The sequence below is a fragment of the Koromonas soli genome, assembly GCF_059726265.1.
Window position 1 is genome coordinate 2,851,331 of the sequence record NZ_AP040872.1, and the last position, 24,416, is coordinate 2,875,746.

Sequence of the window (24,416 nt, forward strand, 5' to 3'; positions counted from 1 at the left end):
AATCATCCGAACATTTTGACGAACATGACGATCGCGATGGTGAAGCCAACGCCGATGACGAAGCGGCGCACGACCACCTTGCCGATGCGGCGCGCAACTCCCGCAGCTGCGTAGCCTCCAAAAAGGGCGGCGAACATCATGGCCAGCACGTAAGGCCACACGACCATGTGCGAGGCAGCGAAGAGAATGGACGCGACGCCATTGGTGCAGAAGCCGAGAAAGCTGGTGTTGGCGCTCATCTTCAGAATGTCTTCCATGCCCATGAAGGCGAGCACAGTAAGCATCATGATGCTCATGCCTGCGCCGAAATAGCCTCCGTAAACACCAACCGCGAGTTGTGCAAGCGTGGCTCCGACGATCCACGTGGTGCTGCGTCTGCCATCCGGATGAGGTGTGGTTTGCAGCCGACGCTGGATGGGTGCCTGGATGGTGAAGAGCACCGTGGCGAAAAGGATGAGGAACGGGACGAGGTGATCGAAGACTCCGGGCGGCGTGCGGCGCAGGAGGTAGGCTCCTACGAGGCCTCCGATAACGCTGGGTATGGCAAGAAGGCGGAAGCGGGGATTCGTGTCGCGAATCTCGCGGCGAAAACCCCACATGCTGCCGAGCGATCCGGGCCAGATGGCGACGGTGCTTGTTGCGTTGGCGGCAATAGAGGGAAGGCCAAGTGCAATGAGTGCGGGGAACGTCACAAGCGTGCCGCCTCCGGCAACGGAGTTGATGCCGCCGGCAAGAAATGCAGCAGCCATGGCGATCAGGATATGCGGTGCGGAGAGCGTCACGTGCGGTAGGAAGAGGCTCAGCATGCTGACCTAAGACTACCAGTCGCGCAGGGCCAAGGTGAACAGAAACGAGAAGGGCGGCACGAGGCTGCCCTTCTCGATTTATGTCTATGGACGTTACACGACGACAGCTTTGGTCGGCGCGAGCTCGCGTAGAGACTGCTCAAACGGAGCAGTGGCGACACCTCGCTCGGTGATGATCGCCTTGATATAGCGCGCAGGGGTGACATCAAATGCGGGGTTCTCGACTTGAACACCTGTAGGCGCCATCTGCTTGCCGCCGATATGCGTAACCTCGGTCGAGGCACGCTGCTCGATGGGAATTCCGGAACCATCAGGCGTATCAAGATCGACGGTCGAGAACGGCGCAGCGATATAAACCGGGATGTTGTGCTCCTTCGCGAGAATGGCAACGGAGTAGGTGCCGATCTTATTGGCCGTATCGCCATTGGCGGCAATGCGGTCAGCTCCGACGATAACAGCCTGGATCTTGCCCTGCGCCATCATGGCTCCCGCCATGTTGTCAGAGATAAGCGTGACTGGGATGTTGTCCTTCATCAGTTCCCACGCGGTCAGGCGCGCGCCTTGAAGGAATGGGCGAGTTTCATCGGCGAAGACATGGATGTTCTTTCCGGATTCAACGGCGGCCCGGATAACGCCCAGGGCGGTGCCGTAACCGGCAGTGGCCAGGGCTCCCGCGTTGCAATGGGTCAGCACGCCACCCGCTTCGGGGAGCAAAGGAGCACCATAAGCTCCCATGGTGCGATTGGTGGCAATGTCTTCAGAGTAGATAGACAAGGCCTCATCAATAAGCGCCTGCTTGATAAGCGGGATGGGGCGTCCGCTGATGTCTTCAAAACGTCGCTGCATGCGGCGGATGGCCCAGAAGAGATTCACGGCCGTAGGACGCGTTTCGCCCATGGTGCGGCAGATCTGGCCGATGCCGTTACGGAATTCCGAAATGCTGGTTACATCGAGCTCGCGCGCGCCCAAGGCGATTCCCATGGCGGCGGCAACGCCAATGGCGGGAGCGCCACGCACGATCATGGTGCGGATGGCGTCAGCTACAGCTTCGTAGTTGCTGCAGGTGACCCAGATCTCCTCGGTCGGCAGCTTTGTTTGATCGATGAACAGAACACCGGCATCGGTCCACTTCAGGGTTTCGATCACAGGGAAAATTCCAGTCAGTTGAATTAAACCTAGTGTAACCGCTGGCGGTGAAATTGAAAACGAAAGGCCAGTGCTATGAGGCAAAAAGCATTTGGACCAGAGTGATCAACCTTAGCCGTTTAAAGACACCTTAGAGGGATGGAAAGTTGCCGCTCGAAGTGCTAGAAACAGAGTGGACGCCCAAAGTGACGTTCGTTGGAGGATGCAAAGTTGAAGAAATCGATTATCGCCGTACTCGCCGGTGTCCTGCTGCTGAGCGCAGCCATGCCCGCGTTTGCTAAGAAGCACCACAAGAAGCATCATCATCACCACCACCACGTCAGCCAGCGCGCCCAATAAGACCCGCACAGATACGAAAACCCTCCGCCACGGCGGAGGGTTTTCCTTTGCGGTGAGCTATTCGGCAACGGGCTCGGCGGGGAGCTTGTGCTGGCTGCGAAGGCTGCGCGCCATCTCGATGATCTGGATGCAGTAGCCATCGGGATCGAAGACCAGCGCCCAACGGCCGAAGGGCTCCTGCCGCGGGCCTACCGCGATTTTGCCGAAGCGTCGGCGAATCTCGGTGACGGCTTTGTCGATGTCGTCCACGTAGATTCCGATGCTCATGCCGGTCGTAGGACTGACCTTGACCTCGTCGCCGTCGGGGTGAAGTCCGATGAGGACATTGCCGGCATCAAGCTGGCTCCAGTTTTTTTGATGGATGAGAAGTTTAAGGCCGAGGACATCGCGATAGAAGGCGACACTGCGCTCCATGTCACGCACTACGACCATGATGAGACCGAGTTTGCCGAACATCATTTCCAGGATTCACCTCGGGCCACGCGTACTGATTACGGCCACGCAAACATCGTAGTCCGACGCGAGTTCGGAGGCAATTGTCAGCTCAGACCTGCTGACTTCAGGTGCTCGGCACGCACGTCAGAAGCAGTGAAGATGGAAACGAATGGCGCACCTGCGGCCGCCTGTTCAACAGCGGGACGGCCTTTAGATTCCTCACGTTCCACCAGACACATAACGCCGACGACCTCAAAACCAAACTCACGGGCGGCTTCGATGGCCTGAATCGTGGATCCGCCAGTGGTGCAGACGTCATCGACGATAACGACGCGGGCAGGTTTCTCGCGGAAACCCTCAATGCGCTGTCCGGTGCCGTGTGCTTTTTCGGACTTGCGGACGAGGAAGCCGTGAATCAGATCGTGCGTTGCGGGAGGCTGCGTCTCGGTAGAGCGCAAATGGGTTTCCTGCGCGCTGAGCATGGCGACGGCGACAACGATGGGATCGGCGCCCATGGTGAGTCCCCCGATGGCTTGCGGACGCCAGTTGCGGCGCTCGATTTCATCGAGGAAGACGCGTCCGGTGAGGCGAGCGCCCTCAGCGTGCAACGTGGTAGTGCGGCAGTCAATGTAGTAGTCGCTGGTGCCGCCACTGGATAGCTTGAAGTTGCCGAGACGGAAGGACTGCTGAGAAATGAGAGACAGGAGTTGCTGGCGCGCGTCAGACATGGTTTTCAACATAGCAAGGGGAGAAGAGGACGGCAAGGTGGAGGAAGAAGCAACTACTCCACTCAATGAAAGGAGCGTTGAGTGGAAACCTGCGAATTAGTGCGGAGTGAAGTTGGTGAAGCCGTGGGTCTCGATGAACAGCGCGGCAAAAAGCGCTCCGTTGTAGCCGACGTGGACAAGTGTGGAAGAGGCTAGCGAGCGGAAACGCCAGCGCACCAGGGTAAGGACGGCGCCAACAAGAACGATGCAGGTGACCTGGATCCAGGCGCCGGCGAGTTGCTGCCCGTGGATGGCTCCGAAGAGGACGGAGGTGGCAACGAGCGCGAGAACGGCACCAGCGCGGCGGGCGAGCGCGGGAAATAGCAGTCCACGAAACATGACTTCCTCGACAAAAGGCGCGATGAAGACACCGAAAATGCTCATCAACCAGGCGTCAGCCGCGGTGCGCAACATCTTGTCAATGGGAAGCTCTGGAGGCCGGGGCAGGAAATGCGAGCTGAGCAAAACGATGATCGCGAGCGCGGCGCCCGAAGCGAGAAATACGGGCCACCGCTGTGGCCAACGCCAGGAGAGGGCGCGGAAAAATCCGATGCCGAAATGATGCGAGAAAAGCCGCCACAAGGCGGTGAAGACGATGAGATATGCCGCAAACTGCGCGGGGACAAGGACTCGTGGATTGGTTGCGAGCTCGACGGGAGTGATGTGGCTGAGCGACGGAATGTGATGTGAAACGGCGATAGCCACTCCGCCGCAAAGAATGATTGCAAACAGGGTCGCCGCAAAAGTAACAGCGACCATCGCGATTCCGAACACCGGCTCCGGCTCAGGAGCCAAGGGCCAGGGGCGCGGGGCGGGCTGTGGAGGAAACTGCTCGCTCGAGGTGGACACAGATCACCGACTGCGATTGTACAAGAGTTGCTGGTGCGGGAGAAAAAGCGTGGCTGACAAGCGGGATTTGTTGGCGGGTGATCTGGATTTCACGGAGAGGATGTTGAGATTCTTCGCTTTGCACGATGATTGCAAGAAAAGCAAGAGCCCCGCCCTAGCTCAGCTGGGACGGGGCATCAAAAGTTCTTCTTCTCTTCCCTGTTAGGCTCCGGCTTTCTTCTCGATCTTGGCCCAAGTGTCTTTGAGCGGCAAGGTTCGATTGAAGACCAGATGCTCGGGCTTGGAGTCGGGATCGACACAGAAGTAGCCGATGCGCTCGAACTGGTAGCGGTCTTCGACTTTGGCCGAGGAGAGCGACGGTTCGAGTTTGGCATTCGCGATGACTTCAAGCGAGTTTGGATTGAGGTTGGCAGTGAAGTCTTCGCCGGGAGCCAGGTCGCTGGGATCAGGCTTGGTGAAAAGCTTGTCGTAAATGCGAACTTCGGCTTCGATGGCGTGTTTGGCCGAGACCCAGTGTATGGTGGACTTCACCTTGCGTCCGTCGGGCGAGTTGCCACCACGGCTGGCCGGGTCGTAGGTGCAGTGCACTTCGACGACGTTTCCTGCTGAATCCTTCACCACGGACTGTGCGGTGATGAAGTAGGCGTTGCGCAAACGAACTTCCTTGCCCGGAGACAGGCGATAGTACTTCGGCGGGGGAACTTCGCGGAAGTCATCCTGCTCGATGTAGATTTCACGCGAGAACGGAACCCGGCGATTTCCGGCCGAGGGGTCCTCGGGATTGTTTGCGACTTCGACGAACTCTTCGCCTTCCGTATAGTTGTCGATAACAACCTTGAGCGGGCGCAGCACGGCCATAGCTCGCGGAGAACGCTTGTTCAGATCTTCACGCTGGAAGTGCTCAAGCATTTCGATGTCGGTGGTGCCGTTGGTGCGCGAGGCTCCGATGGAGCCGCAGAAGGTGCGAATTGCTTCGGCGGTGAAGCCGCGGCGTCGAATGCCGGAAATGGTTGGCATGCGAGGATCGTCCCATCCACTGACGCGCTTCTCCTGAACGAGCTGCAGCAGTTTGCGCTTGCTCAGCAGAGTGTAGGTCAGGTTGAGGCGGTCGAATTCGATCTGCTGCGAGGGGAAGATTCCAAGCTGCTCGATGTACCACTTATAGAGCGGTTGGTGATCGGCGAACTCGAGGGTGCACATGGAGTGCGTAACGCGCTCGAGTGAGTCGGACTGGCCATGCGCAAAGTCGTACATCGGGTAGATGGGCCACTTGTTGCCTGTACGGTGATGCTCGGCGTGCAGAATGCGGTACATCACGGGATCGCGCATGTTGAGGTTGGGCGAGGCCATGTCGATCTTGGCGCGAAGAACACGCGAGCCATCGGGGAACTCACCGTTGCGCATGCGTGTGAACAGGTCAAGATTCTCCTCGACGCTGCGGTTGCGGTAAGGGCTATCCTTACCGGGCTCGGTGAGCGTGCCGCGATGTTGCCGGATCTCCTCGGCGGTGAGATCGTCCACGTAGGCCTTGCCAGCTTTGATCAGTTGCAGCGCCCATTCATAGAGCTGGTCAAAATAGTCAGAGGCGTAGCAGAGGCGCTCCCACTCGAAGCCGAGCCAGCGAACATCTTTCTGGATGGAATCGACGTACTCCTGCTCTTCCTTTTCAGGATTGGTGTCGTCAAAGCGCAGGTTGGTCTTGCCGCCGAACTCATCGGCCAAGCCGAAATCCAGGCAAATGGCCTTAGCATGGCCGATATGAAGATAGCCGTTGGGCTCCGGAGGAAAGCGCGTCTGAACGACGGCATCGCCGTACTTTTTCGTCTTAAGATCCTCGATGAAAATATCGCGGATGAAATTGGACGGACGAGGGGCAGACTCGGCCGGTGTGTTGGCAGCAGCTTTGGATTCCGGTTTTGTAACGTTCATGACTCAATCCTTAAAAGCGAAAAACGATCAGCTATAAAGCAACAGACGCTTCGAGTTTGGCATTTGCCTGTGCGATGCGTTCAAGGCAAACCTCGCGCCCAAGTACTTCCATGGTTTCGAAAAGCGGAGGAGCATTCTTGCGTCCGCAGACGGCAACACGAATGGGCTGAAACATGGGCCCAGCTTTCACTCCGAGACGCTGAGCGGCATCGCGCAGAGCTGACTCGAGCGAGGCATGATCGAAAGGCGTTGCAGCCAGCAGTTCCTGTGCCTCGGTGAGGATCTTACGCGCCAAGGCAGCATCGCCCTTCTGGGGGATGAGTTCGTTGTGATCGTAGGGCGCAAGCTCTGTGGCGAAGAAGAAATCTGCCGTGGTTGTGACATCGCGCAGGAACTTGATGCGTTCACGAATGAGCGGCGTAACCTGCTGCAGCTTTTGCGGCTCCGCGGACATACCCGCATCCTGCAAGAACGGCGATATGCGCTCGGAGAGCTGATCGACCGAAAGAGCGCGGATGTGCTCGGCGTTGAGCCACACGGCCTTGGGGTCAAACGGATCTTCCTCGGTAAAGTTCACGACGGCATTGGCGCGATTGACGCCTTCGAGGGTGAAGAGCGATTGCAGTTCAGGCAGGGTCAGGAAATCGCGGTCGTTCTTGGGCGACCAGCCGAGCAGGCACAGAAAATTGATGAACGCCTCGGGCAGGAATCCGGCGTCGCGATAAGTCGTGACGCTGACGACAGGGCCGTGACGGCGCTTGGAAAGCTTGGTGCCATCGGGAGCCACCAGCAAAGGAAGATGTGCGAATTGCGGGACATCGGCACCTGCACCTTCAAAGATGAGAAGGTGCTTGAAGGTATTCGAGAGATGATCCTGACCGCGGATGATGTGGCTGATTCGTAGGTCGGCATCGTCGGCGCAGGAGGCAAGATGATAGGTCGGCATGCCATCGCTGCGCAGCAGGGCGAAGTCCTCGACCTCGTCGGCAAGCTTTGTTTGCTCGCCATAGACGGAGTCCACGAAACGCAGTACCCGGTTCTGTTCGCGAGGAACGCGGAAACGCAGAGCAAAGGGCTCACCGGCTTGCGCGCGGCGTTCGCTCTCTTCGCGTGACATGTCGCGCATACCGGGGTTGAAGAGCCACGCTCCCTGCGGGCCAGACTTATCGCCCTCCTCGGCGTGGGCGGGAGTGAAATCGCGATAAGCGAGACCTTTGGCGAAAATGGCCTCGGCAACCTGACGATGAAGGGCGAGGCGCTCGGACTGCTTGTACTCTTCGTCCCAGGAAAGACCAAGCCAGCGAAGACCCTCGAAGATGGACTGCACGCTGGCGTCGGAGTTGCGCTCGACATCCGTGTCGTCGAGACGGAAGACCATGGTGCCGCCATTGTGGCGAGCATAGAGCCAATTGAATATGAAGGTGCGCGCGGAGCCCACATGCAAAAACCCCGTGGGAGAGGGCGCAAAACGTACTCTCAGCATAAACATTGAGTATAAACCGCTGGCATGGGACTGTGGAGTTTAGGCCGAAAATGCAAGCAGAGCTGAGGAAACCCACTTCTGCCTTAGGAGACAGAAGTGGGTTCTACGTAGATCAGGCAGCTTTTGGCTGAGTTTGCCGGGGCTGCATGACTTCCGGCTGCGCAGGAGCGGTAGTGGAGCGGAAGAGACGGAGTTTGTTGCGGCGAGCGAGTTTCAACTTGCGGAGCCGGTGGTGTCGTGCTTTATCGCCATGCGTTGCGGACATGTGTTCACCTTTGCGGAAGATTGTTGCCGAGTATTGGGATGCGTGGCGTGTGGGCGAGGAAACTTCCAGCAGAAATGTCGTGAATGGATTCACGAGCAGAACTCGCCTGCTTGCGTCCGCTACAATGGAGGAAAGGAATGTTACGAGATGAAGTTGAAATTACCCGCCGGCGAGTTTGAGGCGTACTTGTTCGACTGCGACGGCACGATTGTCGATTCAATGCCGCTCCACTACATTGCGTGGACACTGGCCTTGAAAGAGTGGAACTGCGAGTTTGATGAAGAACTCTTCTACGAATGGGGCGGAAAGCCGGCGATGGAGATTATCGCTGACTTGAACGCTCTGCACGGGCTCTCAATGCCGGTGAAAGAGGTTGCTGAGCGCAAGGAAAAGATGTATTTCGAGTTGCTGCCCGAGCTAAGGATTGTGCCGGAGGTTCTGGAACATATTGAGGCACAGCAAGGGCGAATTCCTTATGCGGTGGTTACCGGGAGCAGGCGCAACTCGGTGACGAAGTCGCTGGGGACGGTCGGCCTGCTGGATCGCTTCGACACGATTGTGTGCGCGGGCGAATATGCGCGCAGCAAGCCGCATCCTGATCCGTTTTTGATGGCAGCAGAAAAGCTGGGCGTCGCGCCGCAGAAGTGCCTGGTATTCGAAGACACGGACATGGGCATCCAGGCGGCGACGGCGGCAGGAATGGCTTCAGTGCGGGTTCCGACGCCCCTCGAAAGAAGGCAGGCTGCGCAAGTGAACTAAGCGCGGCAGCGCTGGTTTGCGGAAAACTCGGAAAATACCGTAAAATAAGTTGTTCGGGACGAAGGTTCCAGTTTTGACTATTAAGGACATAAGGTAAGTATGGCGAATCATGTTTCGGCGCTGAAGCGCGCACGACAGACGGAAACGAAAACGGCGACTAACCGCGCCAACAAGTCGCGTATGCGTTCGGCGCTGCGCAATCTGCGCACCGCACTGACCTCCGGCGATAAGACCGCGCTGGACACGACATTCCGCGAGACGGTTTCGGCTCTGGACAAGAGCGTGCAGAAGGGCATCCTGCACAAGAACACGGCATCGCGTTACAAGAGCCGTCTCTCGGCTCGCGTGAAGGCCGCAACCAAGTAACTGAGATTGCTTTGAGAGACGGCAGGCTTCGGCCTGCCGTTTTCGTTTGCCACGATTACGATCGCGGCTTGCGTGGCACGACGAGTTTAGCAGTGAGTACCTGAAGCAGCGTGTCGTTCTGGTTGCGAGTTTCGCTGCGCATCAGGACGATGCCGCGGTCGGGCCTGGTGCGTGAGGGCGTCGCCTGCTGAACCTCACTGATGACGCGCAGTTCATCGCCGGGACGGGCCGGGTTTGGCCAGTTGATCTCAACTCCGGCTCCGACCATGCCGCCGGAGATGGAACAGCTTGTGACCAGCAATCGCATGGTTGCGGCGGCCGTGTGCCATCCGCTTGCGGCAAGGCCAGCGAAGAGCGACGTCGAGGCAGCCTCCTCGTCAAGATGGAATGGCTGTGGGTCGAACTCGCTCGCAAACTGCTTAATCTGATCCTCGGTCAACACATACGTTTCACTGGTGAAGCGCCGTCCGATAGTGAAGTCTTCGAAATAGAGCTGGCCGTCCATTGCGTCCCCGATCTCCTCTGATGCAACACTCAACTTTATTGGATTCGCGAACTCAGGCGAAGAAGCGCATTAGCCAGTCGTTTGCGACCGAGATGAGGTCGGGGGGGGGTGAGAAGCCTCTTGGGGTCGCGATAGTTTGGAGTGCGCGAGGATACTTGGCCGTGCTCAGGATGACAGCTTTTCGGAAATGAGTCAGTCGATCAGCGCTTCCTGCTGCCAGGCGGGGAGCTGTTCCTTAGGCTCGGCGGCGAGGTCGAGTACCAGGTTCTCAAGCACGAGGCGCTTGCTCGGCGGATTGGTACGCAAGGCTGCGTCGGCACGAGAGATGAGGCGGAGCGCACGCGTGAGTTCGCGGCGAGATTTGTAGCGGCGAGCCTGACGGATGACGTCTTCGGCAGCAAAAGGCGGGATGCGGAAGCCCTGCCAGAGGACCTGGTAGAGCGTGCGCGTATCGCGGACATTGCGCTCAAGAATGACAAGCATCTGGCGGAAAGTGCGGGCCAACATGTATAGATGTCCGATGGCAGCTTCGTCGCCGTCCCCGGTGTTGAGCATTGCATCAAGGATCTCAAGGGCGCGCGCGCGATTGTGCGACGAGAGTGCGTCGGTCAGCTCGTACAGAGTGCGCTGCTTGGCGGCGAGCACCATGGTTTCGACATCGCCGAGCGTAATGCGCTTTTTCTCTCCAACATAGAGCAGAAGCTTCTCGAGTTCGTTGGAGATCATCATCATGTCTCCGCCGAGGGAATCGACGAGCTCGCGCGAGGCGTCCTGCTCGATTTTGGCGGAGTGCTGCGCGGCGGTCTCGTTGAGCCACTTGATAGCCTCGCCCTCGTCAACGCGGGCAAACTCAATGATGGTGAACGAGTCGCCAAGTGTTTCGCGAATGCGCTCGTAGCGCTCCTTGTCGGTCATCTCCATGCGCCGCAGGTCGGCGGGGATGCTTATGTGGTCGGCGACGAAGATCAGAAGCGCATCCGGATTTGGATTCTTGGCGTAGTCGCCAATGGCAGCAAACTCCGCGTCGTGCTTGCCGCGGCCATAGAGCGCTTTTACCCCGCGAACGAAGAACACTTGGAAGGGCGCCATCAGCGATGGCGTGCGGGCACGGTCGAGAATCTCGACAACTTCGCAGCTTTCAAGATCAAACTCGTAGAAGCTGAACTCGCGCAGGCCTTCGGGGACGAGGTGCTTCAAAATCGCTTCGCGGCAGGTGCGGCGGAAGAATCCTTCATCGCCGACAAAGACATAGCCAGCCTGCAGCTTGCCGGAGCTGACATCGTTGACAAAGCGTTCCACTGGAGCAAATGACTTCAATGCTAGAACGCCTCCAGGATGTTACTGACCAGCGTGCGAGAGAAGTCACGCGAAAGGCGATCGAGAGCAGGCCCCTGCTCCTCAAAGAAGCTGGAGAGCTCGTTGGAAATCTGGTACTGATCGCGGAATACGTAGTTGGGATTGCTGTACAGCACGCGCCCGTCCTGTGCGGTTAAGGTGACCTTCATGTTGATGGTGACCAAACCCGTTGCGGCACGACCAGTAACGGAGTCGTATGCCACAGGAGCAACCTCAACCGCGGTCACAGTACCGTTGAGAACGGCGTCGGCGTTGGCTTCCGAGTGAACAACGCGATAATGCGTACGGGTATTGAATTCGCGGATAACAGCGTTGGTCAGCCCGGTCTCAACGTGGTACGTGCGTGTTTGATTGAGAAACGAGGACACGGCAAGTGTCTTGATATTGGGCGGCAGCTGCAAAGCCTTGCCTGCGGCGTGATAGCCGCAGGAGGCGGTCAGCAGCGATATTGCGATCGCAAAGGAGATAGCGAACCGCCGCGCGCGAGATGACCACGAGCTCATTGGAGCTGGCCTCGCGGACGGGTCTGCACCATGCCTTCGGCGCACTCGACGGCCTGGAGAGCCGATACACGAAGATTGTCGCAGGCAGCCCAGATCCAGAAGCCATCGCCGGAACTGTCAGGACGAACGCTGGCGAGGATTTCTGACGAGCCGGCGATATTGGCGTTGCTGGGAAGGTCTTCCTCGGCTTTGGTCACGGTCACGTGCGGGCCTGTGAGGGCAGATTCCAGTGCGGTGGTGGTAACGGGCGCGCTGGTCTTGATGTAGATGGCAATGATGTAGCCGTGGAAGACCGGAGCCTGAACCAGTAGCAGCGCGGGGCGAAGGAGTTCCTCGTGCGTGATCACCTTATAGTGACGCACGATGCGAGACTCGACCTCAGCCAATGTTGGGTTGGCGCTGGCACCCGGCTGTACCGAGAGATTGAAGGCCACCTGAGTTCCAAAAGTGGTGGTCGGCATTTGCTGGAAGCTGAGCAGATTGATGGTCTGATCATGCAGCTCGTCCAGCCCGCGACGGCCGTATTCGGAAGCCGGTTGCGTGACAACAGCTGTCGCCATCGCGAGAGGCGACGCTTTCTGAAGCCGAGCGAGCAGCAGGGCGAGAACGACGGCGGCGGGATGCGCAATGACCACCGGTGCTGATTTCAGTTCGACCTCGGGCGTGCTGCCAAGCTCGCGCTCGATCCACGGTGCGCGGAAGACGACGTCAGTGTTGTTCTCCAGGGCGTAGCTGAGATCGATGATTTCAGAACCCGAGTCGCGCACGGTCGCCCAGGTCTGCGCGATGTAGGATTCATCGGCGGTGAGGAACGAAAAATCGACGCCTTCAAGGTGCTCAGGGAGGACGCCCTGAATCACCGTGGGTTCGTCATTTACTGCGTCGAGTTGTCCGAGGGCTTCATCCTCGTCCAGCAGCTTGTAATCAACCGCAGGAAAGCTGCGCTCGCTGAGCACATCACGAACTTCCTTGCCCTTAAGGGCAGAGGCTCCAACGAGTGCGACTCGAAATAGATTGGAATTCCTGGCAGATGTCATGATTCCCCAAGGACCGCTGGTGGTGTAGGCGACACGGGATCTCTACGCCGAAATGCATAAGTGAGGCGGAAGAATACACCCGAAATCATATAGGTGACTGCGAGAACAAACAGAACGTAGCGGTGGAAAAACCAAATGGCCGCGAGAATGGGAGCAAACACCACGAACAGTCGCGAAGCCTGGCGATTATGGAAATCAATGCTCTTGGCGCTCCAAAAACGCCAAGTGCTCACCATCAAAAACGCGCAGAGGAAGATGTAAACCATCCATATGATGGAGCTCCACCATGCCTGCACGGGATAACCAAGCCGCAGGTGAACCACGGCTGCCAAACATCCGGCACCGCCAGGGATGGGCATACCCACGAAATATTTGCGATCGGGACGACCTGGGTTCTTGGGCTGCGGGTTCAGAGTGATGTTGAAGCGTGCGAGACGGCAAGCGCCAGCGGTGAGAAATGCGAAGGCGACAATGGCTCCAAACTGGATTAGCTTGTCGCGTAAGTCAACGTCGAGCGAAGCCGGAAGGCAGAGGAAACCCCACATCCACGCCAGAATCGCCGGAGCGACGCCAAAGGTAACAACATCTGCAAGCGAGTCGAGTTCCTTGCCAAAGTCGCTGGTGGTGTGGGTGAGGCGAGCAATTGCTCCATCCATCCCGTCGAAGAAAACGGCGAAACCGATGGCGATGGCGGCATGATTGAAATACGTGGAGGCAAATTGCAGAGGATCGGATCCGCCGCCGATCATGCCGAGGGCGTGAGCCGCACCAACGGCAGTCTGGCCAATAGCGTAGAAGCCAGCCGCTAGATTCGCCGTGGTGAACAGCGAGGGCAGAATGTACATGCCCTTGCGCAGCCGGCGTGATTGCCCGTCGCTCATGCGACGATTCGGCAGTTCCATCTCAGATTTCTCCTTGCGCCGGCGGCAGAACGGCTAACGTCGAAGAGCCGCAATACACGGCGTCGCCCACCTTTACCAATACCTCGGCACAGGCAGGCATAATGACGTCACAACGCGACCCGAACTTGATGAGTCCAATGCGCTCGCCGCGTGCGACGCGATCTCCGACCTGGCGCGAGAAGACGATACGACGCGCCAGCAGTCCGGCGATCTGCTTGAAGACAATACTGTAGCCCTCCTCGGTCTTGAGGGTGCAGACGTTTTGCTCGTTCTCTTCTGCCGAGGCGGGGTTCATCGCGTTCAGGTATTTGCCGCGATGGTACTGCACGGCGGTAATGACACCGCCAGTCGGAGAGCGGTTCACATGAACATTGAATACGTTGAGGAAGATGCTGATGCTGAGACACGGTTCGCCGGAGACCTGAATGGTGGAAACCGAGGTCACCTTGCCATCAGCGGGAGAAACAACGGCGCCAAGCGTGGACGGAATGACGCGCTCCGGATCACGAAAAAACCAGAGGAAGAAGGCCGCTAACAAGAGCGGCACGAGGGCGAGCAGCGGCGTGGTCCAAACAGCAATAAGGACCGCCACTGCAACCAAAGCCAGCGCGTAATAGATTCCGTCGCGTACCATGAGGACCTCTCGATTATAACGAAGCGTGACGCGGAGTGGCCCGGAAAGGCTAAGGGGCTCGACAAGGTTACTGCTCGTCGAGCAGTTTCTCGATTGTGCGCTCGAAGCTCTGCCTGACTTCATCGATTCTACCCGTGGCAGGGCCGGAGAATCCGGCATGGATGAGACGCACGCGCCCGTGGCGGTCGAGGAAGATCGTCGTGGGATAAGCTCCAAAGTTTCGCAACTGCGGAAGTGTCTTGGCGATCTGCCCAGAATCGGTGGTGCCGGCGAGCAGCAACGGGAACTGAATGCCGTATTTGTTGCGATAAATTCCGAGCAGCCGCTGGTTGCGGGCACGGTCGTCCACATATTCATAGCTGAGGCCGAGAATCTCAAGGCCGCGGGCGTGGAATTTCGTATAGAGCGACTCAAGCAGAGGCGCTTCGTCGTGGCAGTTCGGGCACCAGGTCCCGAAGATGTCCACCAGCACCACTTTGCCGCGAAAACGAGGGTCATCCTGGGTAATGTTGACGCCAGCAGGATCGAGTCCCTGGAAGTGAAATGGTGCCGAGGGATCCTGCACGGTGGTCATGTGCTCAGCTTCGTCAAACCCGGCGGAAGCAGCGGCCGTGCGAGTGGCTACAAAATTCAGCGTGCTGGTGGGAGCCTCGTGAAAGACACCCTCCAAGCGATCGGGGGCGCCTAGGTGGCCATCAAGACGCAGGGCGTGGATTCCATCAAAGCGCGAGAGGTGAAGCTCTCGACCTCCGACCAATTCGCCGGAGAGCAAGCCGTAGTCTCCGCTGATGGGAGCGATAGTGCCCTCAACATAAAGGGAGCGTTGGGTGAAATGAGCTGGTGCGGTGGGTTCGGCGGCGGGCTTGCCAGCTTGGTCGGTGAAGGTGAAATGCCAGTCGCCACTTATATTCGCGTTGGGATCGACCAATGTGGAGGATGCGATAGACCCTTTGCATCTGGCGCTGAACGCGTAGCGCGAAACGGACGATCCTTTCTGTCGTTCGTATTGGCCTTGGATCTCGATGCAACGCCCGCTGGTGAGTTCTGCGACGTTGGATGAGGTGCAACGGGCCGTGAGCGTGGAATCGTATTGATCCAGGCGCAGGACGATTTCGTTTCCGTTCTGTATAGCGGAGGAGAACGGGATACGGTCGCTGCCGTTCACCAGTTCCGCATGAAGACCAGAGCTAGTCCTTCCAATTTCGAGATCGAAAGGAACAATGTAGCCGTCGCTCTGTCCGGGACGCGCTGCGGTGAGTTGTGCAGACCAGTTGCACGCGAAGCTAGGGGTGGGCGGTTGCTGCGCGGGAGCAATGCACGGGGCAAGCAGGATCAGGGCGAACAGGAAAGCCTTACGCATACTGCATTGGAACATACTCCGAAATCTGATTGGAAGTAACGGTGGAGTGAGCAGAAATAGCGAGAGGATGACCAGTCACGCGATGGGAGTGGTCATCCCCTGGCGGAGTTTCGGCTCGGCGAGCGCAATGCGCTCAGGGGCGCCGGTTACTCAGGCGATACGTTGAGCTCGAGCTCTAAGAGACTCCATTTCATCCTTTAAGCGCAATTTCAGCTTTTTAAGTCGGACTTCTTCGAGTTTTTCTTCTTCGGAAAGGTACTTTTTGTTGGCGAGGGATTCGATACGCTGGGAGTAATTACGGTGTTCGTCCGCCAGCCTGCGAAATTCATCGCTGCTGGCCAGGAGCTGTTCGCGTACTGGAGCTTCCATCAGCACCTCCAAGCCTGAAATCAGGTGTTAGACAAGCTAGCACCGGACTCTGAACTGCGGCAAGCGAAATCGCAAGCTACTTCTTGAGCGAAAGCACCAGTATTAGTGCATCTTCGGAAGGTTTTTCGTAATAGGCGCGACGGCACGCTAGTTGCTGAAATCCATTCATCAAATAAAACCGAGCTGCCGATATGTTTGAGGCTCGAACCTCGAGCAAAATGCGCTCCGCATTCTCCGAACGAGCTTTGGCAATCAACGTCGAGAGAAGCTGGCGTCCTACGCCAAGCCGACGGAACTCCGGCAGGACAGCGATGTTCTCGAGCTCCCAATCAGGACCGTTGTGCTGAGCTACTGCAAACCCTACATCGCCACCCTTCGGCTCTTGGGCGAGCCAAGCGTGACGCGGAGGAGCTTGGGTGCGGAAAATATCCAGCCACTGCTGCTCGGTCCAGTGTGCGGCGGAATCTACGACTGAGCTGAGGGCCATCAGAGACTGCAAGTCAGATTCAGCGGCGGCTCGGATGTGCATGGCTATCGGGGAACGATGCCGAATTTGGGAGCTGCAACGATCTCAGCATCGGAGCGGCGCACGTAGTTAGCATCGAGGACAGAAACGTCACTGCGCTCGCCATGTAGGAATTTGCTGAATGCGAGATGCGCGAAGACCTCGGGCGAAGGACGCGCAATTAGCGTAGCTGCTATGCCCGCCTCTGCGAGACCCGTGACAACCGACTGATCTGGAGTGAAAACAGGCTCGCGAGAGTTATTGGACTCAAGATGCTGGATCAAATCGGAAGCTTTAGAGATCGCCTCGCGGTCGATCAACACCGGAGCTGCAGATGTCAGATCGTATGAGGCGAAAAAAACCTCATTACGCTGGGCATCGAGAGCGGCGAGCACCTTGCCTTGCGCACCGGAGGCGCTTGCGATCGCCTCGAGCACGGAAACGGCAATAACGGGGGTTCCGAAGGCCTCGGCCAAGCCTTTCACCGTGGCGATGGCGACGCGAAGGCCGGTAAAAGAACCAGGGCCGCTGGCGACAGCGATGAGTTCGACTGAGCTCTTATTAAGGCCGTGACGGGCGAGCATGTCGGCAATGCCCGCAACGAGAACCTCAGAGTAGCGTCCGCCGGGGAGCGTTGTGGAATCGAGGGTCTCGAGTCCGTGCTGCTGGGCGCGGAGCAGAGCAACACTTCCCTGCCGTCCGGCGGTGTCGATGGCAAGTATCAGCACACCAGCACCTAACGGGATAGCTTACCGACGATGTCGTCGATGAGTGAATAAGGGTCGCACTGGTGTCCGGCGACCTGCGCCGCGTATTCGCTCACGGCCTCGTCAGAAAACGCGCCGCGAACAATGCGACGAAGAACTTCGTCGCGCAGCATCTCGCGAAGGCGGTTGCGCCAGTTGTCGATGCGGCGCTGCTTGCCGAGTTCGCTGGTGGAGAGAAACTCCTCGTACTGATCGATGGCTGAGGCGAGTTCGGGAATACCAGTGCCGTTGCTGGCGATGGTCTTAAGAACGGGAGGTACCCAGTTGTCGCTGCGCATCGAGAGTGACTGCATTGCCTTAATCTCGCGCTCGACGCGTTCGGCTCCCTCACGGTCGGCCTTATTAATAACGAAGATGTCGGCAATTTCCATGATGCCGGCCTTGATCGACTGCACGTCATCGCCCATGCCGGGGACGAGAATGACGATAGTGACATCGGCGAGACGAACAATGTCCACCTCATCCTGCCCAACTCCCACGGTTTCGATGATGACAAGGTCGCGGCCAGCGGCATCGAGCACAGTGGCGACGTCGGCAGTGGTGCTGGAGAGGCCTCCGAGGGCGCCACGGGTGGCCATGCTGCGAATAAACGTTCCGTTGTCTCCACAATGCGATTGCATGCGAATGCGGTCGCCGAGAATCGCGCCTCCGGTGTAAGGCGAAGTGGGATCGATGGCGATAATGCCGACCGTCTGCTGGCGCTTGCGATACTGGGCAGCGAGGGCGTCCACCAGCGTGCTTTTACCTGCGCCGGGAGCACCGGTGAGGCCAACGATGCGAGCCGAACCGGAGTGCGCGAACAGAGCCTTCAACAGCTCATTCGAAGCAGATGTGCGGTTCTCGACCGCAGTGATGGCACGCGAAAGGGCTCGGAGATCGCCCGAGCGGATCTGTTCAACCCAGCTTGAGATAGAGGAAGTCACGGTATAAGTCTCGCGCCACTAGTGTAACAAAGCACGAGAGCAAAACCTCATGCAGAATACCGCCGAAACCGGGCGCGTTTACCTGTCGAGCAGATTACGCGCAATGACCAGGCGCTGGATCTCGCTCGTGCCTTCGCCAATGGTGCAGAGCTTGACATCCCGATAGAACTTCTCGGCCGGGTAGTCCTTGATGAAACCGTAGCCGCCGTGGATCTGGACGGCCTCGTTTGCCACCTTCACGGCAACCTCAGAGGAGTAGAGCTTGGCCATCGAGGACTCGAGGGTGGTCTTGCAGTGGTGGTCCTTGAGCCAAGCAGCTCGCATGGTGAGCAGGCGGGCGGCGTCGATCTCTGTAGCCATATCGGCAAGTTTCCACTGGATGCCCTGAAATTCGCTGATTGCCTGACCGAACTGCTTGCGCTGCCGGCTGTACTGGAGCGCGCAATTGTAGGCTCCGGTGGCCATGCCGAGGCCAAGCGCGGCGATGGAGATGCGCCCGCCATCGAGGATGCGCATGGCATCGATGAAGCCCTCACCCTCTTTGCCCAGCAAGTTTTCTGCCGGGATCTCGCAGTCTTCAAGGATCAGCTCGGAGGTGTCGGACGCTCGCAAGCCAAGCTTGTTTTCTTTTTTTCCGGCACGAAAGCCGGGAGTGCCACGCTCGACGATGAAGGCAGAGAGGCCGCGAGTGCCCTGGGACTTGTCGGTAACGGCGACAATGACCGAAACGTCGGCATGGCCACCATTGGTGATGAAGGTCTTTGTGCCATTGATCACCCAGCGGTCGCCTTTGCGGGTAGCGGAACAACGCGCTCCAGCAGCATCGGAACCGCTGCCGGGTTCGGTAAGTGCCCAGGCTCCGATGTATTCTCCGGAGGCGAGCAGCGGAATGTACTTGCGCTTTTGCTGCTCGGTGCCAGCGATAAAAATGTGGTTGGAGCAGAGCGAAGTGTGCGCGGCAACGATGATGCCGACGGAGCCGTCCACCTTCGAGAGTTCCTCAATGGCGATTACGTACTCGATGTAGCCATATCCCGCGCCGCCGTACTCGTCGGGGAAGATGCACCCCATCAGGCCGAGCTTTCCGAGTTCCTTCAGAGTCTCGAGCGGAAAATGAGAGCTTTCGTCCCACTCGTGAACGTGCGGGGCGATTTCGCGCGCAGCAAACTCTCGTACTGTGCTCTGAAGTTGCAATTGCTCGTCGGTGAGTTGGAAGTCCACACTTCCTCCGTTACTGGGATGAACTGATGGCACTCGCGCCTTGGAGAGCCGAGGCAAACGGATGGTTATACCACACGATCCAGAGTCATAGATGCAGGACGAGAGCCGAATGCCGCATGCCAGAGGAGCACGTTAGTCGCGTTTGGGAAGCGGTGGATCGCCGGCGGGAGGAGTCGGGTCAACCGAAGGCGGCACGGGATCGCCTACGGGTGGGGGCGCCGGATCGCCCGAGGCTGGAACGGGATCGCCGACCGGACGATGCTCTTGATCGCCCGGATCGTGTTCTGGTTCCCGTCGGAGATCGATAGGACACGCCATTTGTGCAGGCGGGGTGGCCTCGCTCGCAGAGTGCGGGATTGGAGTGGCTTCGATCCGCGCGAGGTACTCGGCTTCCCGCACGACACGGGAAAACATGTTTCTGATACCGGCTTCGAGAGCAGGTTTGACCGCTCGCCCGAGCAACTTCAGCGCCGCACCCTGGAACTGCTGCAGAGTCCGCACCTCGGTAGTTTGCGCATCACCCAGCCAGCGGAAGATGTAAAACTGCTCCCCCGAGATTCCCTTCCCCTCACCGCGCAGGTGAACGTAGATGGGAGGCTCAACTTCCATGATCTCAGGAGTGAGGTGGAAGGACATCGGTTTCTGCATCTGGATGGTGAACCGCGCACCCTTGGTCCACGGTGAACCGCTCACCCATCGCACATCGCTGATGGCCTGAGGGTCCCATCGCGGCCAGCGCTCAATTTCTTCGAAGACTTGCCAGATGTGAGTGGGGGCACATTGAGCGACGGCGGCGTATTCGATCCTGAGGGACATGGCAGGCTTGGATGCGACCGGAAGCGGACTGCGCCGCTCCGGTCAGCACCACGCAGCAAAACCAGAACTCAGGCTGTGACGCGAGGGTGGCAGATGGTGCGAAGAACTTGCAGAGCCTTCTCGCAATCTGCCGGAGAAACATTGAGGTGGGTGACAAAGCGAACAGATGTCGCATTCACTGTGCCGGAGAAAACGCCTTCGGACTTGAGCGCTGCGACAATCTCCGATGAGGATTTGCCCGTGCCGCTCACGTCGCAGATGACGATGTTGGTCTGCACTGTATCGAGGTCAATGCTGATGCCGGGAATTTCAGCCAATCCCCGGGCGAGCACTTTTGCGTTGTCGTGATCTTCGTGAAGGCGTGTAGGGCCGTACTCAAGTGCAATAAGACCCGCTGCGGCGAGAATTCCGGCCTGGCGCATGCCGCCGCCAAGAGCTTTGCGCACGGAACGCGCTTCCTGAATGAATTCCTTGTTGCCGACGAGCAGTGAGCCGACAGGAGCACCCAGGCCTTTCGAGAGGCAGAACATGATGGAGTCAAAGCTGCGCGTGACCTCCGCGACAGGCTTGCCGAGGAACGCTGCGGCATTGAAGACGCGCGCTCCATCGAGATGGACGGGGAGGCCGATTTCATGCGCTTTGGAGCAGATTTCATCCATCGCAGCAATGGGAGTGACGGTGCCTCCAGCCATGTTGTGGGTGTTCTCCATGGAGATAAGGCCGGTTTGCGCGAGGTAATACGTCGGGCCGGCGATCTTGGGAGCAATGACGTCCCATGACAGAATGCCCTGCGGCGCGGAAATCGGGCGCACGATGCATCCGCTGAACCAGCTCAGCATCGCCATTTCATAGTTGAAGATGTGGCCGCGCTCTTCGCACAGGATTTCCTGGCCCGGACGCGTGTGCAACTTGATCGCGATCTGGTTTCCCATGGTTCCGGAGGGGACAAAGATGCCCGCTTCACGTCCGAAGATCTCCGCGGCGCGCGACTCCAGGCGATTGACCGTTGGGTCCTCGCTATAAACATCGTCGCCAACTTCGGCGGATGCCATAGCGCGACGCATCTCGTCGCTGGGCAGGGTTACGGTATCGCTGCGAAGATCGATGCAAGGTGTACTCATGAGTGCTCCCAAAAAGATGTGGAATAGATCAGTTTAAACGCTAGTCGCGCAGGAATGCAGTGAAGACTTCATTGGAAAGCAATCGCCCACGTGGTGTGAGACGCACACGGCCATCGCCCGAAGTGAGCAATCCTCTCTCTACAAGCGCAGAAATGGTGGGCCGATAAGATTCGAGAGCATCAGGGCCGAAGTCGCGTTCGATGGCCGCCAACTCTACTCCACGATTCATGCGAAGACCGAGGAACCAGGTTTCTTCCAACGCCTGTTGCCCGCTGATGAGCGTGCGCTCGGGAGCACCTCCGGTGAGCAGGGCATCAAGCGAGTCTGGGGTGGCGAGGCGCACGGCGCGATGAGGATCGGACCCGGTCGGCGTGGCGAACATGGAATGCGCATCGACGCCGAATCCGAAATAGGGCAGGCGCTGCCAGTACCGCAGATTGTTGCGCGACCCGTGGCCGGAGCGTGCGAAGTTGGATATTTCATACTGGGTTACACCAGAGGCGTTCAGGCGTTCGCAGGCGCGCTCGTAAAGCGCAACTGTCAACTCCTCGTCGGGCACGTGGTGGGCGTGGTAGCGCGTGCCACCCGCGATGAGTTCGCGGCCAAGGCGCGAGTCATCGTCGATTTCGAGCATGTAAACACTCACATGCGGAACATCGAGCGATAGAACAACGTCGAGCGACTGCTCCCAGCTTTCTATTGTCTGGTACGGAAGTCCGGAGATCAGGTCGATGCTGATTTCGCGAATGCCAGCACGTCGAAGGCGCTCAACGTCGCGGATTGCAATGTCTCGGGTGTGCAGGCGCCCAACCGAACGGGTCTCCTGATCGGCAAACGACTGAACGCCGAGCGAGACGCGATTGATGCCGAAGCGAAGCAGAACATTAAGAACTTCGTCGGAGAGCGTCCCCGGGGCGACCTCGACCGTGAACTCGGCAGTGTTGGACGCCTCGAAGGTATTTGCAATAGCGGTGAAGAGGCGCTCGAGTTGATCGGGAGCAAGGACGCTTGGAGTTCCTCCGCCGAGATACACGGAATCGAGAACCGGATCAAACTTTGACCCTATTGCCGCTGTGAGCGCTGGAGCATTGCCGATTTCGCGTTCGAGGTGTGCAATGTAGCGGTCGAACCGTTCGCGCGAGAAAACGCCCGAGGCAAAGTTGCAGAACGAGCATTTCGTCCGGCAGAACGGGACGGAAACGTAAATGGCGGAATGGACTTCGGAGGTCATGCCCTGCTCAAGTGTATCGCCGTCGCACATCTTGGCCCAGCGCGCAGGATTCGAGAACCAGGCGGTGAAGCGCGAACGGCGCAGCTTCCATCTAAAATAGGAGAACATGGCCGCAGAGGAAGAAGTACTAGGTAAAGCTTACGACCGCCGGATTGTGCGCCGGTTAATTGGGTATCTAAGCCCTTACTCGCTGCAAGTCGCGGTGGCGCTGATCGCTATCGTCCTGAAAGCAGGGGCTGACGTCCTTGGGCCCTACCTGACGAAGGTCGCTATCGATAAGTACCTGTCGTCGCACGCTGGCGGGCACACGTTCCTTGACCGCTTCCTGAGCGCGGAGCCGATGGTCGGAATTGCCCAGATCGGCGGAATGTTCCTGGGCGTGCTGCTGCTGGGGTTCCTGTTTGAATACACGCAGACATACCTGATGCAATGGACCGGTCAGAAGGTAATGTTCGATCTGCGGAGCCAGATCTATCGCCATCTGCAACGGATGGATATCTCGTTTTTCGACAAGAATCCGGTAGGTCGGCTGGTGACACGCGTAACGACCGACGTAGATGCCCTGAACGAAATGTTCACCTCAGGCGTGGTGTCGATTGTCGAGGACGTCTTTGTTCTGGCTGGAATCCTGTGGGTGATGCTGTCGATGAGCTGGCGGCTGGCTTTGATCGCCTTCCTTGTGCTGCCGATCATCATCATTGCGACTCAGATTTTCCGCAAGGCGGTGCGCGACAGCTATCGGCGCATTCGCGTGGCGATTGCTCGTATCAACTCGTTTTTGCAGGAGCATATCAGCGGCATCATCCCTCTGCAGTTGTTCAACCGCGAGCGCAAATCGTACGAGGAGTTTGAAGCTGTAAACGAGCAGCACATGACCGCGTTCAAGGACGCAATCCTGGCTTATGCGCTGTACTATCCGATTGTTGAAACGCTATCGTCGATCGCAATCGCCTGCGTGCTCTGGTATGGCGGTCATAGCGTGCTGTCGGGGGTGACAACGCTTGGCGTGCTGGTGGCCTTCATGCAGTATGCGCAGAGGTTCTTCCGTCCCATCCAGGACCTGAGCGAGAAATTCAATATTCTTCAGTCGGCCATGGCCGCTGGAGAGAGGATTTTCAAGCTGCTGGACACCGAGGCGAAGATTCAGTCTCCCGAGGCGGCTAAGGAACCGCAGGGCCCGGGACGAATCGAGTTCGACGACGTGTGGTTTGCCTATCGGCACATTCCGGTCGAGAAAGACGGGAAAGCCGTGCCGGGCGAGGAATGGGACTGGGTGCTGCGCGGTGTGTCATTCACCCTGGAGCCAGGCGAAACCGTCGCGATCGTAGGTCATACGGGAGCAGGAAAAACCACGCTCATCTCACTGCTGCTGCGCTTCTATGACGTGCAGAAGGGCGCGGTGCGAATCGACGGTGTGGATGTTCGCGAGATGAATTTGCAGGAATTGCGGCGACGGTGCGGAGTGGTGCTACAGGATCCGTTCCTCTTCAGCGGCACGATTGCAGACAACATCAAGCTCGGCTCGGCGCACGTAACAAGAGAAGCCGTGGAGCGCGCGGCGGAGGAAGTAAACGTCGCAGACTTCATCCAATCGCTGCCCGAGGGATTCGATACGCCATTGCAGGAGCGCGGAAACACGCTCTCGACCGGCCAGAAGCAGCTCGTTTCGTTTGCGCGGGCGCTGGCACATAATCCGCGAATCCTGATCCTGGATGAGGCGACCTCGAGTGTGGATACCGAGACCGAATTCCGCGTGCGTGACGCACTGACGAGGCTCGTGGAGGGCCGCACATCGCTGATCATCGCCCACAGGCTATCAACCATCCAGCGGGCTGACAAGATTATCGTGATGCACAAGGGCAAGGTCCGCGAAATGGGCACGCATCAGCAGTTGCTTGCGATGAAGGGCGTTTACTGGAAGCTCTACCAGTTGCAGTACAAGGATCAGGAGCTGGGTGCGGCAATGAGCGCCGCCCCCGTACAGACGGCTCCGGAGGCGGGTGCTGACTAGCCTGGCACTCT

At 58.3% G+C, this 24,416-nt stretch carries 26 protein-coding genes; 4 read left to right on the forward strand and 22 right to left on the reverse strand.

Features of this window, described 5'->3' with window-relative positions; all coding sequences use genetic code 11:
• Positions 1-2: 2 nt before the first annotated feature.
• Positions 3-806: a sulfite exporter TauE/SafE family protein gene (locus tag AC6IY8_RS12520; protein ID WP_497774828.1), complete on the reverse strand. Its 804-nt coding sequence runs from the start codon at positions 804-806 to the stop codon at positions 3-5.
• A gap of 93 nt (positions 807-899) precedes the next feature.
• Positions 900-1,952 (reverse strand): S-methyl-5-thioribose-1-phosphate isomerase, encoded by a 1,053-nt coding sequence (mtnA, locus tag AC6IY8_RS12525; RefSeq protein WP_497774829.1) that lies wholly within the window; start codon positions 1,950-1,952, stop codon positions 900-902.
• A gap of 210 nt (positions 1,953-2,162) precedes the next feature.
• Here mtnA and AC6IY8_RS12530 point away from each other — a divergent pair, with 210 nt between their 5' ends.
• Entirely contained in the window at positions 2,163-2,291 is a 129-nt protein-coding gene (locus AC6IY8_RS12530; RefSeq protein WP_497774830.1) for a hypothetical protein, read from the forward strand.
• A gap of 57 nt (positions 2,292-2,348) precedes the next feature.
• Here the strand turns inward: AC6IY8_RS12530 and AC6IY8_RS12535 are convergent, their stop codons facing one another.
• The 5 genes from AC6IY8_RS12535 to gltX form a co-directional block, all read right to left on the reverse strand.
• Positions 2,349-2,750, reverse strand: a complete 402-nt coding sequence (locus tag AC6IY8_RS12535; protein WP_497774832.1) for a VOC family protein — start codon at positions 2,748-2,750, stop codon at positions 2,349-2,351.
• Positions 2,751-2,830: 80 nt separating this feature from the next.
• Entirely contained in the window at positions 2,831-3,454 is a 624-nt protein-coding gene (pyrE, locus tag AC6IY8_RS12540; RefSeq protein WP_497774833.1) for an orotate phosphoribosyltransferase, read from the reverse strand.
• A 96-nt stretch (positions 3,455-3,550) separates the two neighbouring features.
• Positions 3,551-4,342: a CPBP family intramembrane glutamic endopeptidase gene (locus AC6IY8_RS12545; RefSeq protein ID WP_497774834.1), complete on the reverse strand. Its 792-nt coding sequence runs from the start codon at positions 4,340-4,342 to the stop codon at positions 3,551-3,553.
• Positions 4,343-4,543: 201 nt separating this feature from the next.
• A complete protein-coding gene (locus tag AC6IY8_RS12550) occupies positions 4,544-6,271 on the reverse strand; it encodes a glutamine--tRNA ligase/YqeY domain fusion protein (RefSeq protein WP_497774835.1) in 1,728 nt (575 codons plus the stop codon).
• Positions 6,272-6,302: 31 nt separating this feature from the next.
• Complete coding sequence (gltX, locus tag AC6IY8_RS12555; RefSeq protein WP_497774837.1) at positions 6,303-7,754, reverse strand: glutamate--tRNA ligase; 1,452 nt, start codon at positions 7,752-7,754, stop codon at positions 6,303-6,305.
• Positions 7,755-8,166: 412 nt separating this feature from the next.
• Between gltX and AC6IY8_RS12560 the strand changes: the two genes are divergently transcribed.
• Together AC6IY8_RS12560 and rpsT are read left to right on the forward strand one after the other, a co-directional pair.
• Positions 8,167-8,778, forward strand: coding sequence for an HAD family hydrolase (locus AC6IY8_RS12560; RefSeq protein WP_497774838.1), 612 nt, complete (start codon positions 8,167-8,169; stop codon positions 8,776-8,778).
• A 99-nt stretch (positions 8,779-8,877) separates the two neighbouring features.
• Positions 8,878-9,144 (forward strand): 30S ribosomal protein S20, encoded by a 267-nt coding sequence (rpsT, locus tag AC6IY8_RS12565; protein ID WP_497774839.1) that lies wholly within the window; start codon positions 8,878-8,880, stop codon positions 9,142-9,144.
• 55 nt (positions 9,145-9,199) lie between these two features.
• Here the strand turns inward: rpsT and AC6IY8_RS12570 are convergent, their stop codons facing one another.
• The 15 genes from AC6IY8_RS12570 to hemW all read right to left on the reverse strand — a co-directional run bounded on the left by AC6IY8_RS12570 (position 9,200) and on the right by hemW (position 22,394).
• On the reverse strand, positions 9,200-9,649 hold the full coding sequence (locus AC6IY8_RS12570; RefSeq protein WP_497774840.1) for a MaoC family dehydratase: 450 nt from the start codon (positions 9,647-9,649) through the stop codon (positions 9,200-9,202).
• A 192-nt stretch (positions 9,650-9,841) separates the two neighbouring features.
• Entirely contained in the window at positions 9,842-10,966 is a 1,125-nt protein-coding gene (holA, locus tag AC6IY8_RS12575) for a DNA polymerase III subunit delta (protein ID WP_497774841.1), read from the reverse strand.
• Between the two features lie 2 nt (positions 10,967-10,968).
• Entirely contained in the window at positions 10,969-11,508 is a 540-nt protein-coding gene (gene lptE, locus AC6IY8_RS12580; RefSeq protein WP_497774842.1) for an LPS assembly lipoprotein LptE, read from the reverse strand.
• The gene (locus AC6IY8_RS12585) at positions 11,505-12,545 is read right to left on the reverse strand and encodes an Asd/ArgC dimerization domain-containing protein (protein ID WP_497774843.1); all 1,041 of its coding nucleotides are present in this window, start codon (positions 12,543-12,545) and stop codon (positions 11,505-11,507) included. The genes lptE and AC6IY8_RS12585 overlap by 4 nt, the downstream gene beginning before the upstream one ends.
• Entirely contained in the window at positions 12,542-13,447 is a 906-nt protein-coding gene (locus AC6IY8_RS12590) for a CDP-alcohol phosphatidyltransferase family protein (RefSeq protein ID WP_497774844.1), read from the reverse strand. The genes AC6IY8_RS12585 and AC6IY8_RS12590 overlap by 4 nt, the downstream gene beginning before the upstream one ends.
• A 1-nt stretch (position 13,448) precedes the next feature.
• Positions 13,449-14,081 (reverse strand): phosphatidylserine decarboxylase family protein, encoded by a 633-nt coding sequence (locus AC6IY8_RS12595; protein ID WP_497774845.1) that lies wholly within the window; start codon positions 14,079-14,081, stop codon positions 13,449-13,451.
• A 67-nt stretch (positions 14,082-14,148) separates the two neighbouring features.
• On the reverse strand, positions 14,149-15,441 hold the full coding sequence (locus tag AC6IY8_RS12600; RefSeq protein ID WP_497774846.1) for a TlpA family protein disulfide reductase: 1,293 nt from the start codon (positions 15,439-15,441) through the stop codon (positions 14,149-14,151).
• 150 nt (positions 15,442-15,591) lie between these two features.
• The gene (locus AC6IY8_RS12605; RefSeq protein ID WP_497774847.1) at positions 15,592-15,810 is read right to left on the reverse strand and encodes a DUF465 domain-containing protein; all 219 of its coding nucleotides are present in this window, start codon (positions 15,808-15,810) and stop codon (positions 15,592-15,594) included.
• Between the two features lie 76 nt (positions 15,811-15,886).
• Positions 15,887-16,297 carry a ribosomal protein S18-alanine N-acetyltransferase gene (gene rimI, locus AC6IY8_RS12610; protein WP_497774848.1) on the reverse strand — a complete coding sequence of 137 codons (411 nt, stop codon included), beginning with the start codon at positions 16,295-16,297 and terminating at the stop codon, positions 15,887-15,889.
• A 44-nt stretch (positions 16,298-16,341) separates the two neighbouring features.
• Positions 16,342-17,043 carry a tRNA (adenosine(37)-N6)-threonylcarbamoyltransferase complex dimerization subunit type 1 TsaB gene (tsaB, locus tag AC6IY8_RS12615; RefSeq protein WP_497774849.1) on the reverse strand — a complete coding sequence of 234 codons (702 nt, stop codon included), beginning with the start codon at positions 17,041-17,043 and terminating at the stop codon, positions 16,342-16,344.
• Positions 17,044-17,051: 8 nt separating this feature from the next.
• Positions 17,052-18,005, reverse strand: coding sequence for a methylmalonyl Co-A mutase-associated GTPase MeaB (gene meaB / locus AC6IY8_RS12620; RefSeq protein WP_497774850.1), 954 nt, complete (start codon positions 18,003-18,005; stop codon positions 17,052-17,054).
• A 78-nt stretch (positions 18,006-18,083) separates the two neighbouring features.
• Positions 18,084-19,226: an acyl-CoA dehydrogenase gene (locus tag AC6IY8_RS12625; protein WP_497774851.1), complete on the reverse strand. Its 1,143-nt coding sequence runs from the start codon at positions 19,224-19,226 to the stop codon at positions 18,084-18,086.
• Between the two features lie 132 nt (positions 19,227-19,358).
• On the reverse strand, positions 19,359-20,042 hold the full coding sequence (locus AC6IY8_RS12630; protein WP_497774852.1) for an SRPBCC family protein: 684 nt from the start codon (positions 20,040-20,042) through the stop codon (positions 19,359-19,361).
• Between the two features lie 68 nt (positions 20,043-20,110).
• Entirely contained in the window at positions 20,111-21,163 is a 1,053-nt protein-coding gene (locus tag AC6IY8_RS12635; protein ID WP_497774853.1) for a threonine aldolase family protein, read from the reverse strand.
• A 40-nt stretch (positions 21,164-21,203) separates the two neighbouring features.
• Positions 21,204-22,394, reverse strand: a complete 1,191-nt coding sequence (gene hemW / locus AC6IY8_RS12640; RefSeq protein WP_497774854.1) for a radical SAM family heme chaperone HemW — start codon at positions 22,392-22,394, stop codon at positions 21,204-21,206.
• Positions 22,395-22,500: 106 nt separating this feature from the next.
• Between hemW and AC6IY8_RS12645 the strand changes: the two genes are divergently transcribed.
• Positions 22,501-24,405 carry an ABC transporter ATP-binding protein gene (locus tag AC6IY8_RS12645; RefSeq protein WP_497774855.1) on the forward strand — a complete coding sequence of 635 codons (1,905 nt, stop codon included), beginning with the start codon at positions 22,501-22,503 and terminating at the stop codon, positions 24,403-24,405.
• The last annotated feature ends 11 nt before the right edge of the window (positions 24,406-24,416 follow it).